Origin of the sequence: Microbacterium sp. AG790 (assembly GCF_003634765.1) — a bacterium.
In the GTDB taxonomy this organism is placed as follows: domain Bacteria; phylum Actinomycetota; class Actinomycetes; order Actinomycetales; family Microbacteriaceae; genus Microbacterium.
In genome coordinates, this window is the sequence record NZ_RBWZ01000006.1 from 668320 (window position 1) to 680702 (window position 12383).

Genomic DNA, 12383 nt, shown 5'->3' on the forward strand with positions numbered 1-12383 from the left:
GAAGAGGAAAACCTGCAATGAAGAAGTCTGTGAAGAGCACCCTCGCCGCTGTCGCGGTCGGGGTCTCGATGACGATGCTTGCTCCGCTCGCGGCGCACGCGGACACCTCGACGCCTCCCCCCATCGGAACCGGTGCCGGGCAGAGTGCGGACAACGTCTACCTGTACAACACCGCCGACTACTCCAAGGTCACCGCGACGTCCCTGCCGTGGGGTGCGTCGGTCGTCGGGGCGCCTGACTCGACAGACGCGAACGTGCCGTTCTCCACCCCCGACTATCTCCAGGGGTTCATCTTCATCTCCCCTCGAGGTCACGAGAACCACAAGACCGACTGGAACTCTTACCTGGCGTTCGCGATGGATGGCGGGAAGGTCTACGCTCCGAGCCTGACGCCGGAGAACACCGCCACGGTCGGTGAAGCCGCCAGTGGCGGACCGGTCGGCGCGGCGGCCGTCAAGGCCGCCGGTGGCGACTACTCCCTTGGGTTCGCCGTCTACGACAACGCGACCTCGACGATCAAGTACGAGTCCTTCCTCTACATCACGGTCACCGCGGGCACTGGAGACTGGACCTACTCGACCCCGGCTCCCGCCGCGACCGCCCCGGCGATCACGACGCAGCCGGCCGACAAGACGGTGCTGCCGGGCCAGTCGGCCGTGTTCACGGCCGCGGCATCCGGCTCGCCGGCGCCGACGGTGACCTGGCAGTCCTCGACCGACGGCACCACGTGGTCGGATGTGGCGGGCGCCACCTCGGACACCCTCACGGTGTCCGACGTGCAGCTGGCGCAGTCGGGTACGAAGTACCAGGCCGTCTACACCAACTCGGCCGGTTCGGCGACGACGACCGCCGCGACCCTCACGGTGACCAACGTGGTGCCCACCGAGCCGACCGGTTCGGACGCGGGCAAGGTCACGATCGCCGACCCTGCCGACGGTGCGACCACGGTGACGATCCCCGCCGGTGTCGGCCTCAAGGCTCAGACGCTGACCGCGTGGGGCTGGTCCACCGCGACCAACCTCGGTCAGGTCACCGCCGACGCCACCTCCGGTGACGTCGTCGTGAACATCGCCGCGCTGGCTCCCGGTGCGCACACCATCGCGCTGACCCAGCCGGGCAGCTCGACGGTCGTCGTGTGGGGCACCTTCACGGTCCCCGTGCCGAGCTACCCTGCGAAGACCGACACGGTCGACCTGCAGGCGGCGGTCACGGCCAGCGACCTGTGGTCGTTGAACGCGGCGCAGACGGCGATCGACTTCGGCAACGTCGCGCGCAACACCGCGTCGACGAAGTCGCTCGGCAAGGTCACCGTCATCGACGACCGCAAGGTGCTCAAGGGCTGGACCCTCGACGCCGCGTGGTCGAAGTTCACGGCGGGCTCCGACGAGATCCCGGCCTCCGCCCTGACGATCACGCCGAAGGCGTTCGACAACGGTTCGCTGCTGCCGGGCGTGACGCTCGGCGCCAACGGCACCAAGATCGCCGAGAGTACGGCGGTGTCGACGCTCACCGACGGTGCGCTGCTCGATGCCGACCTGAAGTTCGCGGCGCCGAAGGATGCCGCGGCTGGTCAGTACCACTCGACGCTGACGCTGACGCTCACCTCCAAGTGAGCCCTGCAGCCCGGCGCTGAGCCGTGTGGGGAGGTCGTTCGCGACCTCCCCACACGGTGCGTTCACGATGCGATCGGGCCGACGCGGCATCCGTCATCTTCCGGAGCCGTCCCGATCACCCCTCGTTCATTCCCGCGACCACCCCTCGTCGCCCATATCTGCGGAGATTGACCGTGCAGTTCTCGACCACCCGATCGGGAAGGCGCATCCGGCACACGTTCGGTGCGTTCTTCTTCGCGCTCGCTCTCGTGCTCCCCGTCGTCGCGGGTGCGTTGCCCGCCCGAGCCGACGACGCCCCCGCGGCGGCTTCAGTGGGTGTCGCAACCCGCCCCGCGGGAGCGGACGGACGCCCCGACGGACGCACCCGGTTCGCGTACGCAGCAGACCCGGGCCAGAGCGTGACCGACCAGGTGCTGGTCGGCAACACGGGCACGCAGCGACAGGACTTCACCGTCTACGCGACCGACGCCTACAACGCGACCAGCGGCGAGTTCTCGCTGCTCGCCACCGCCGAGACCCCGCAAGCCCTGGGTACGTGGGTGCGATTCGAAAACGGCCAGGACCGCATCCAGTTCTCCCTCGAGCCGCAGGAACTGCGTCTGCTCAGCTTCACCGTCGCCTTCCCCGCCGACGCCACCCCTGGTGACCATGCGGGCGGGATCGTCGCCTCGGTCACGGATGAGGGGCAGCAGGTCAGTCTCGATCGCCGGGTGGCGACGGCGCTGTTCGCCCGCGTGTCCGGCGATCTGCAGCCTCGACTGACCCTCGCGAGCTTCGACGCGACCTACCAGGGTGACTGGTGGAACCCGTTCGGCGGCACTCTCAAGGTGCTCTACACGGTCGACAACCCCGGCAACGTCGCGCTCGCGGCGAACGTCTCCATGGGGGCGGTGACGTGGTTCGGCATCCCCGCCGCCGACACGCAGGGTGGAGCGATCCCCGTGCTGCTTCCGGGCAACTCCGCCACGTACGAGTTCGATCTCGTCGGAGTTGGACAGTGGGGCTACCTGAACCCGGCGGCGAAGCTCATCCCGTTCGTCGACGCTCAGGATGCCGCGATGCAGGTCGCGGTCGCGCCGGTGACCCGCGACACGGTCGTCGTCGCCGTCCCGTGGATGCTGCTGATCGCCGCGGCCGTCGTCGCGGCCATCGTGCTGTTGCTGCGCTGGCGGCGGCGCCGCGACGAGGCGCGCGCCCAGGAGTGGATCGCCTACACCGAGCAGCAGGCGGCCGCCGCGGCCGAGGCGAGGGTGCATGCCGCCACGGCGACCGCCCCGGCGGATTCATGACCGGGGTCGTCCGCGCACTGGCGGCCGCGGGAGTCGCGCTCGGGTTGCTGCTCGTGCCCTCCACGCTCGTCCACGCCGCCGACGACGACGGCAACGACGGTGCGAACCTCACCGTCACTGTCACCGACGGATCGACCGCCAGCCCGACGCCGCGACCCGCGTCTTCGTCACCCGCACCCACCCCTTCTGCCTCGTCTGGCGGGTCGGCGCCGAGCAAGGGTGGGACGAGCGGGGGCAAGGGAACCGGCGCTGGCGACGGAACGGGCGGCGGCAGCGGCGCGGGCGCCGGCGGCGGCGCGGGAGCGGCCGGCACCGTCAGTATCGCCGGGATGGTCTACGTGAGCGGCGTGAACTCATCGGTTGCGCTGTCGCCCGATCCCGCGCAGGGGGATGTCACGCTGTGGCTCTCGGTGCGAAACGCGTCCTCGAGCGTGATCGATCTGACCGCCGACTTCTGGATGGACAGCGTGCTGTTCGGCACGGCGCTGGACTCGGCATCCGCCGTGCCTGTGACGGGGCTTCAGCCGGGCGAGACGCGCCTCATCTCGGCGCGTCTGCACGGCGCCGGGCAGTGGGGGCTGGTCAACACTCACGTGACGATCACGCCGCCCGCCACCGTCGACGGCACGCCCCTGACGCCCGTCACCCGCGACGCGCTCGTCGTCGTCTTTCCGTGGCTGAGCACCTCGCTGGCGGCGACGCTGGCGATCGCCTTGCTCGCGTGGCGCGCCGTCGCGCTCGCCCTCGCCGCGAAGCCGTCGGAGGCCGCGGTATGAGCGTCGTCGACGACGCGACCCAGGTCGTCGCGCCGGTCGCGGTATCCCCGGCATCCGCTCCGCCTCCGCCTCCGCCGCGTCGTCCCCGCCGGATGCCGCGGCCCGCGCCGCAGTACGCGCCGCTCACGCCCGGGCAGGCGCTTGCCCGCGGCATCCTCTCGCTCATCGCCGCGCTCGCTCTCGCCTTCGTCTTCCACCTCCTGGTCCTCAGTCACGTGCTCCACTTCGCCGCCCAGCAGCAGCTCTCCGACACGTACCGGGCGCAACTGGCTGCCGGCACGGCGCCGGTCAGCGAGGGCGACTTCAACGACGTCCTCCTCGCCGACGGCGCGCCGGTCGGCATCATCGACATCCCGCGGCTCGGGGTGCACGAGGTGATCGCGGAGGGGACATCATCGGGCGTCCTCGCCGGCGGCCCCGGCCACCGCCGCGATACGGTGCTGCCGGGCCAGGTCGGTGTCAGCGTCGTGATGGGTCGCGCCGCAGCTTTCGGCGGTCCGTTCGGGCGCTTGCAGTCGCTGCAACCGGGGGAGCGGTTCGAGGTACGTACCGGGCAGGGCTTGAACACCTTCGAGGTGCTCGGCGTCCGCTACGCGGGCGACCCGACGCCGCCCGCGCCCGTCCGCGGAGAGAGCCGTCTCATCCTGCTCACGGCGCGCGGGGCGCCCTACGTGCCGACCGGAATCGCGTACGTCGACGCCCGGCTCGTCGACAAAGGCCAGCCCGCGGGGGCCCGCCAGACCACCCCGATCACGCTGCCGCCGTCCCACGCGGCGCTCGCGACCGACACGACGACCGTCTGGGCTCTCGTCTTCGCGCTCCAGTTCCTCGTCGCCGCCGAGGTCGCCGCCGTCTGGGCGTTTCGCCGTGTCGGTGCGCAGAAGACCTGGATCGTCTTCGTGCCCATCCTGCTGCTGGCGAGCGTCTTCGCCTGCGACCAGCTCGTCCGCCTCCTTCCCAACCTCCTCTGACCCTGACCTCCTCTGACCCTGACCTCCTCTGACCCTGACCTCCTCTGACTCGGAGCCTCCGCCATGACTGACGATCTCGACCCCTCCGCCTCTCCCGAGGGACCGACGGGACGCGCCGAGCACCGCGCGCAGCGTGCCGAGGGCACGCGAGGGCCACGGTTCCTGGGTCGTAAGGCGGGGCGCGCTCCGGTCGTCTCCGAGACGCTGGTGGTCAGCGGTCAGGGGGCACCGGAGGGGCACCGTGGCGTCAGTCCCGCACTCGCCGCGCCCGCGCCGGTGCTCGTCTCAGCGCCGGCATCCGCGGTGGCGCTCCTGCCGCCGTCGCAGCTCGAAGCCCGCGCCATCTCCGCGTGGTTCAGCGACCACCAGGTGCTCCACGACGTGTCGCTGCAGATGCCCGCCGGCCAGGTGACGGCGCTCATCGGGCCGTCGGGGTGCGGCAAATCGACGTTCCTGCGCATCCTCAACCGCATGCACGAGCTGGTGCCCTCGGCATCCCTCGCCGGTGAGGTGCTGCTGGACCACGACGACATCTACGACGCTGGACACCGTCTCGTGGACGCCCGCAAGAAGATCGGCATGGTCTTCCAGAAGCCGAACCCCTTCCCGGCGATGTCGATCTACGACAACGTCGTCGCGGGGCTCAAACTCGCCGGCATCCGCTCCAGCCGCAGCGAGAAGGACGAGCTCGTCGAGACGTGCCTCACCAAGGCCGGGCTCTGGCGCGAGCTCAAGGACCGCCTGCGCGCGCCCGGCGGCGGCCTGTCGGGCGGGCAGCAGCAGCGCCTGTGCATCGCGCGTTCCCTCGCCGTACGGCCGCGCGTGCTGCTGATGGACGAGCCGTGCTCCGCGCTGGACCCGACCTCCACGCGCGTCATCGAGGAGACGATGACCGAGCTCGCGCGCGAGGTCACGATCGTCATCGTCACGCACAACATGCAGCAGGCGCAGCGGGTCTCCCAGCAGTGCGCGTTCTTCCTCGCCTCGCAGGGCCAGCCCGGCCACATCGTCGAGCACGGCGACACCGACGCGATGTTCTCGGCGCCGATCGACCCCCGTACGTTCGACTACGTCAACGGCCGGTTCGGCTGAGGCCGGTGCGAGTGGTCGCGCGGTGCTCGTGGCGCGAGGGCGGGCTCGCGCTCGGCGCTGCGGCGCTGCTCGCCGTGTTCCTCGGCGGCGTGATCGCCCACGTCGACGTGGCGTCGTCCGGCCTTGCCGCATCGCCCGCAGCAGCCCGCATCGACTCGCTCGTGGGAGCGTCCGCGAGACGGGATGCCGCCGCCACCGCACCGGCCGCGGGTGATGCGGCCGTCGTCTCGTCGGCCCCGGTGACGCCCGGTCCTCGCGTGGACCCGGTCTGGCTCGCCCGCGTCTCCGCGGCCACCGGCATCCCCGCCCGTGCGCTCCGGGCGTACGCGGGTGCGCAGCTCACGATCGCGGCCGAACAGCCCTCGTGCGGGTTGGGGTGGAACACGGTCGCCGCGATCGGGGCGATCGAGTCCGATCACGGACGGCACGGCGGCGCGGTGCTCGGTGAGAACGGGTACTCCACTCCCGCCATCCGCGGGCCGTCCCTCGACGGTGACGGCGTCGCCGCGATCGCCGACACCGACGGAGGCCGCTGGGACGGCGACACCACGTGGGACCGTGCGGTCGGGCCGATGCAGTTCATTCCCGACACGTGGGACCGTTGGGGCGCAGACGGCAACGGCGACGGTGTCGCCGACCCGAACCAGATCGACGACGCGGCGCTCGCGACGGCGCGCTACCTCTGCGCCGCCGGCACGATGACGGATGCCGCGGGCTGGCGCGCCGCGGTGTTCGCCTACAACCACCTCGACGTCTACGTCGACGACGTCGCCGCCGCCGCGAACCGTTACGCCGCTGCCGTCGCGACCGCTGCCCGCTGACGCGTCCGAGCTTGCGAGGCAGCAGTCACGAACTCCGCAGAAGATCACGTACTCCGCATCCCGCGCGTCATTCGGCTGCGGAGTTCGCGGCATTCTGCGGAGTTCGTGCGCAGGCGCTGCGCGTCGGGGCCGTCGTCACATGGCTCGGGGAGCATGCGCCGATCCCTAGGATGGGGAGGTGGGCGCGGCATCCGAGTGCCCGTCGACATGTCTTCAGGAGTTCCACACGTGGCGCTGATCGTCCAGAAGTACGGCGGCTCGTCCGTCGCCGACGCCGAGAGCATCAAGCGGGTCGCCAAGCGCATCGTCGACGCGCGCCGCGCCGGGCACGACGTCGTCGTGGCGGTGAGCGCGATGGGTGACACGACCGATGAGCTGATCGACCTCGCCTCGCAGGTCGCGCCGATCCCGGCACCCCGCGAGCTCGACATCCTGCTGAGCTCCGGCGAGCGCATCTCGATGGCGCTGCTGGCGATGGCGATCCACTCGATGGGCTTCGAGGCGCGCTCGTTCACCGGCAGCCAGGCGGGCATGATCACCACCGCCGATCACGGCTCGGCCCGCATCGTCGACGTGACCCCGGTGCGGCTGCGCGAGGCGCTCGACGAGGGCGCCATCGTCATCGTCGCCGGCTTCCAGGGCTTCAACCGCGACACCCGCGACATCACCACGCTCGGCCGCGGCGGCTCCGACACGACCGCCGTCGCGCTCGCCGCGGCGCTCGACGCCGACGTCTGCGAGATCTACAGCGACGTCGACGGCATCTTCACCGCCGACCCCCGCGTCGTGCCGAAGGCCCGCAAGCTCGATGTCATCTCCGCGGAGGAGATGCTCGAGCTGGCCGCCAACGGTGCCAAGGTGCTGTACATCCGCGCCGTCGAGTACGCGCGTCGCCACGGCGTGATGATCAACGCCCGCTCGACGTTCAGCTCCGGACGAGGCACGTTCGTGCTCGGCCCGGGCATGAGCGTTCCCGATAGCCTCGCTCCCGACAGTACAGAGGAGTCCTCCATGGAAGAGCCCATCGTCGCCGGTGTCGCCACCGACCTCGGCCAGGCCAAGATCACGGTCATCGGCGTGCCCGACGTTCCCGGCAAGGCGGCGGAGATCTTCACCGTCATCGCCAAGTCGGGCGCCAACGTCGACATGATCGTCCAGAACGTGTCGGGAGCAGCGACCGGTCGCACCGACATCTCCTTCACGCTGCCCAAGTCGGATGCCGCGACCGCCCTGCGGGCGCTTGCCGCCGAGCAGGCGGGCATCGGCTTCGAGAGCCTCGTGCACGACGACCAGATCGGCAAGCTGTCCGTGGTCGGCGCCGGCATGCGCACCCACTCCGGTGTGTCCGCGACGCTGTTCGAGGCGCTGTCGACGGCGGGGGTGAACATCGAGATGATCTCGACGTCGGAGATCCGCATCTCGGTCGTGCTCCGCGGTGACGAACTCGCTCAGGCCGCCCGCGTGGTCCACACCGCCTTCGGGCTCGACAGCGACACCGAGGCCACGGTCTACGCCGGCACCGGTCGCTGACAGTCCTGCGCCGTATCCTCGGTTCATGGCGCCGCGATCCGACTCTGATGCCGCGGCGCACGACGCGGCATCCCGCTCCAGCATGGGGCGCGGCTTCGACGTGCTGTCCGCCCTCGCGGGGCTGACCGCAGAGAACGCGGCGGGCGCGAGCGTGCAGCAGGTGGCGCACGCGCTCGGTCGTGAGCGCTCGCAGATCTCCCGCACCCTCGCGGCGTTGCACGAGCGGGGTCTCGCGGTGCGTGACGATGACGGGGGGTATCGCCTCTCGTGGAGCTGGTACGCCGACGCTCAGGAGCTCGTGCACCGACGGCTGCGCACCGACGGCCTCGCCGTGCTCGACGCCCTGTCGGCGACGACGGGCGAGGCCTGCTTCCTCGGTGTGCTGGCCGGGGACGCGACGGTCACGATCGTGGAGAGCATACCCGCCGGCTCCCGCATGATCGGCTCGTGGATCGGGCGGGCCTACCCGGCGTTCTGCAGCGATGCGGGACGTGCCGTGCTGTGGGATGCCGACGACGACGAGATCCGCGCGGTGTTCGCGGACACGGATTTCGCGAGCGGCGGCCCGCGGGCTGCACGGTCCGTCGACGAGTTCCTCGGCCGGCTGGCGGAGAGTCGGCAGCGGGGCTTCGCGATCGTCGATGAGGAGGCGGAGCCCGAGCTGTTCTCGGTGTCCGCGCCCGTCTGGGACTTCCGGGGCGAGGTCGTCGCGGGGCTGCAGATCGTGGGGGAGCGCGCCGCGCTGTCCGCCCGCGTGGATGAGCTCGGTGCGCGCTGCATCGCGGCGGCGAGCGCACTGTCGCACGCGCTGGGCGCGCGCGCCGCCTCGATCTAGTCCGCGTCGCGGGCGATCGCGCTCAGGCGGTCGGCGATGCGGCGCAGTGCCTCGCGCGTCTCGCGCGTGCGCCGGGATCCGCGTGGGGACATGGACACGGCGACGGCGCCGACGATCCCCGATCCGCCGCGCAGCGGGAGCGCGTACTCCTGCACGCCCTCGACGTACTCCTGCGCGGCGTCGACGATGCCGCTCTCGCGGTCGCGCGCCTGCAACCGCAGCACGTCGGCGACCGATCGGGCCGCGGCGGGCCCCCCGACGCCCACGAACTGCACGTCCCGCAGGAGCACGGCGATGTCGGCATCCGTGTTCTCCCACAGCAGCGCGCGGCCGGCACCCGTGCACCAGATCGGCACGCGCGCACCCGGGTGGAGGTATCCGCCGTCCGCGCCGTTCGGCCTCTCGACCCGCAGCAGCACGGCCGCGGGCCCGTCGGCCGCGGCGATCATGCCGGTCACGCCCTGTGCCCCCGCGAGACGGCGCAGGTCTGCCCGCGCGGCGCGCAACCACGGCCGGGTGAGGGCGGATGCCGTCCGGAACCAGTCCGCGCCGGCACCGAACAGGGCGTCGTCGTCGCGTTCCAGGAAGCCGACGTCGCGCAGCTCCTGCGTGAGCCGGGAGACGCGGCTGCGCTCGATCCCCGTCGCCTCCGACAGCCGCGATGCGTTGTGGACGAGGCGTCCCGACCGCTCCCGCCGCACGACCTCGTCGACGAGCGCGAGGCCCTGCAGGAAGGACGACGGTGATGACATGGGGTGCTCTCGCGGGCCTCAGACGGGAAGGGGCAGCGCGCGCCGCGGCATGAGCCGGCCCCAGGATGTATAGAGGTTAGCCGCGATCTGCCCGCTCGCGCGTTCCAGGTCGGCGGCGTCGATGTGCCCGGCGCCCTGGCGCCCGTACAGCACGACCTCGTCGCCGATGGCGGCGTCGGCCGCATCGCTCACGTCGACGAGCAGTGTGTTCATCGCGAGACGGTCGACGACCGGCATCCGGCGGCCGCGCACGAGCACCTCGGCACGGCCGCCCAGGGCGCGCTGGTAGCCGTCGGCGTATCCGAGCGGCACCGCGGCGAGGCGCGCCGTCCGGTCGAGGCGGTGCGTGCGGTCGTAGCCGACGGTGCGCCCCGCCGGGTACGTCGAGATCGCCGCGATCCGCGACACCAGCCGCATCGCGGGGCGCAGGCCCGGCACGGACGCCGAAGTGTCGCCGTACAGTGCGGCCCCGATCCGCACGAGGTCGAACCGCGAGGCGGGAACGGTCAGGGCGGCATACGAGGTCGCGCAGTGCCGTTCGAGCGGACCGGATGACAGCAGTGCGCCGGCGAGCCGGGACTGCGCGTCGAAGGCCCGCGCGCCGGCGCGCACGTCGTCGGCGTCCTCGCAGGGGAAGTGCGAGGCGACGCCGACGACCGTCAGACGTCGGTCCCCGCCGATCGCGGTCAGCTGCTCCGCGGCGTCGGGCAGGTCGAGGTCGATGCCGTCGCGGCTGATGCCGGTCGCGTTGATCGAGACGTGCACCCGGGGTCGTCGCCCCGTCGCGGCGCCCGCAGCCGCGACGACGCCGGCGTGCGCGGCCCCGGCGACCCACTCTTCGATGTCCAGGTCCGCGGCATCCTCGACCTCGTCGCGAAGCGCCGCGCGCAGGCGCAGGATGCGACCGAAGAACCCGGCCGCTCGCGCCGTGCGGGCCTCATCGTTCGACGTCACCCCGATGCACGCGACGCCGTGTGCGGCGAGCACCGGCACGATCAGATCGGCGCCATGGCCGTAGGCGTCCGCCTTGACCACGGCGCAGATCGGGGTGTCGGGGCCGAGGCCGACCCGCACCGCCGCGAGGTTGTCTGCGACGGCCGCGGTGTCGACCTCGACCCAGGCAGGGCTCGAGCTCACGCCGAGGCGCTGTCGTCGACGCCGACCGGGGCCTCCTCCGACACGGGAGCCCGGTGCGCCGCGCCGCGCCGCCCGTAGCGCCACCAGAAGAACAGGTAGCAGGCGGCGACGAAGGGGATGCCGAAGTACAGCGCGGCGACCTGGTTGGGATCGAACGCGATCGCGACGATCGAGATGAACAGCAGCGCGAACGCGACGATCGGCACGACCGGGAACAGCGGCGTGCGGTAGGCGAGGGTGCGGATGTCACCGCCTTCGCGGACGAAGCGGCGGCGGTGGAAGTACAGCGACGCGACGATCGACATCCACACCGCGACCACGGCGAACCCGGCCACCGAGACGAGCACGAGGTAGACGGTGTCGGCGGCGATGATGCTCGAGATCAGCGAGACGAGCGCGAGCGCCAGGCTGACGCTCAGGGCGACGATCGGGATGCCGCGCGAGGTGAGGCGCATGAGCGCCTTCGGCGCGTGGCCCTCCTCGGCGAGCGAGAAGAGCATGCGCGCGCAGGAGAACAGTCCGCTGTTGCCGGCCGACAGCAGCGCCGTGATGATGACGAAGTTCATGACGTCGGCGGCGAACGGCACGCCCACGTACTGGAAGACGTCGACGAACGGGCTGCTCGTCAGGCCCGCCTGGTCGTAGGGGAGGATCGCGGCGATCACCGTGATGGAGCCGACGAACAGCACGAGCAGGCGCAGCACGGTGGAGCGCAGGGCCCGCGGGATGTTCTTCGCGGGGTCCTTGGTCTCGCCGGCGGCGACACCGATCAGCTCCGAGCCGCTGAAGGCGTAGAAGACGGCCAGGGCCGTCACGACCACGCCGCCGACGCCGCCGGGGAACAGGCCCCCGGGCGTCTGGAAGTTGCTGAAGAGAACCGCCGCGGGGTGCTCGGTCGACAGGGGCGTGAAGCCGAAGATCGCGGCACCGCCCAGGACGATCAGGGCGACGATCGCGAGCACTTTGATGAGCGACAGCCAGAACTCGGTCTCGCCGAACACCCGCGCCGAGATGGCGTTGATCGTGAAAAGGGTAGCGGCGAAGATCAGGCACCACACCCACACCGGCACGGTCGGGAACCAGCGCTGCATGAGGATGCCGGCGGCGACGAACTCGGAGCCGAGGGCGACCACCCAGCACAGCCAGTACAGCCATGCGGTCGTGAAGCCCGTCGCGGGACCGATCGACCGGGCGGCGTAGATGTGGAACGCGCCCGAGACGGGGTAGGCGATCGCCAGCTCGCCGAGGCACGCCATGACGAGGTAGACGACGATCGCGCCGACGAGGTAGGCGATGATCGCGCCGAGCGGTCCGGCCTGGTTGATCGTGTAGCCGGAGCTGAGGAACAGGCCCGATCCGATGACGCCGCCGAGGGCGATCATGATCAGGTGGCGGGCGTCCATGGAGCGCTGCAGACGGCGCAAGGGCACCTGCGTCGCGGTGGTGTGGGGCAGGACGTTCGGGAGGTCCTGCGCGGAGGTGGGGCGCATGTCGGTCTCTCAATCGAGTCGAGGTCGTGAGGATTGGAGGTGCTGCATTTTCACATCGTTGTGATGATGATGCACAC

11 protein-coding genes are annotated in these 12383 nt (G+C 71.3%); 8 read left to right on the forward strand and 3 right to left on the reverse strand.

The genetic code is table 11. The features are described 5' to 3' along the window. The first annotated feature begins 17 nt into the window (after positions 1 to 17). The 8 genes from DEU37_RS03695 to DEU37_RS03730 all read left to right on the forward strand — a co-directional run bounded on the left by DEU37_RS03695 (position 18) and on the right by DEU37_RS03730 (position 8927). Entirely contained in the window at positions 18 to 1613 is a 1596-nt protein-coding gene (locus DEU37_RS03695; RefSeq protein ID WP_121189295.1) for an immunoglobulin domain-containing protein, read from the forward strand. Between the two features lie 173 nt (positions 1614 to 1786). Beyond that, complete coding sequence (locus DEU37_RS03700; protein ID WP_121189296.1) at positions 1787 to 2902, forward strand: WxL protein peptidoglycan domain-containing protein; 1116 nt, start codon at positions 1787 to 1789, stop codon at positions 2900 to 2902. Further along, on the forward strand, positions 2899 to 3678 hold the full coding sequence (locus tag DEU37_RS03705; RefSeq protein WP_121189297.1) for a hypothetical protein: 780 nt from the start codon (positions 2899 to 2901) through the stop codon (positions 3676 to 3678). The genes DEU37_RS03700 and DEU37_RS03705 overlap by 4 nt, the downstream gene beginning before the upstream one ends. Beyond that, positions 3675 to 4649, forward strand: a complete 975-nt coding sequence (locus tag DEU37_RS03710) for a sortase (RefSeq protein ID WP_121189298.1) — start codon at positions 3675 to 3677, stop codon at positions 4647 to 4649. The genes DEU37_RS03705 and DEU37_RS03710 overlap by 4 nt, the downstream gene beginning before the upstream one ends. A gap of 312 nt (positions 4650 to 4961) precedes the next feature. Further along, positions 4962 to 5741 (forward strand): phosphate ABC transporter ATP-binding protein, encoded by a 780-nt coding sequence (locus DEU37_RS03715; RefSeq protein WP_220699821.1) that lies wholly within the window; start codon positions 4962 to 4964, stop codon positions 5739 to 5741. A gap of 5 nt (positions 5742 to 5746) precedes the next feature. Beyond that, positions 5747 to 6562 (forward strand): lytic transglycosylase domain-containing protein, encoded by an 816-nt coding sequence (locus DEU37_RS03720; protein WP_259457119.1) that lies wholly within the window; start codon positions 5747 to 5749, stop codon positions 6560 to 6562. A gap of 228 nt (positions 6563 to 6790) precedes the next feature. Further along, on the forward strand, positions 6791 to 8092 hold the full coding sequence (locus DEU37_RS03725; protein WP_016464448.1) for an aspartate kinase: 1302 nt from the start codon (positions 6791 to 6793) through the stop codon (positions 8090 to 8092). A 25-nt stretch (positions 8093 to 8117) separates the two neighbouring features. Beyond that, positions 8118 to 8927 (forward strand): IclR family transcriptional regulator, encoded by an 810-nt coding sequence (locus DEU37_RS03730; protein ID WP_121189300.1) that lies wholly within the window; start codon positions 8118 to 8120, stop codon positions 8925 to 8927. On the opposite strand, the gene DEU37_RS03735 is transcribed toward DEU37_RS03730, so the two are convergent. From DEU37_RS03735 to DEU37_RS03745, 3 genes are read right to left on the reverse strand one after another with little or no spacing between them, the layout of a single operon-like run. Next, positions 8924 to 9679, reverse strand: a complete 756-nt coding sequence (locus DEU37_RS03735) for an IclR family transcriptional regulator C-terminal domain-containing protein (RefSeq protein ID WP_121189301.1) — start codon at positions 9677 to 9679, stop codon at positions 8924 to 8926. The two genes, DEU37_RS03730 and DEU37_RS03735, sit on opposite strands and share 4 nt — an antisense overlap. An 18-nt stretch (positions 9680 to 9697) precedes the next feature. After that, a complete protein-coding gene (gene alr / locus DEU37_RS03740; protein ID WP_183043568.1) occupies positions 9698 to 10816 on the reverse strand; it encodes an alanine racemase in 1119 nt (372 codons plus the stop codon). Further along, positions 10813 to 12306, reverse strand: coding sequence for an amino acid permease (locus tag DEU37_RS03745; RefSeq protein WP_121189303.1), 1494 nt, complete (start codon positions 12304 to 12306; stop codon positions 10813 to 10815). The genes alr and DEU37_RS03745 overlap by 4 nt, the downstream gene beginning before the upstream one ends. Between the last annotated feature and the right edge of the window lie 77 nt (positions 12307 to 12383).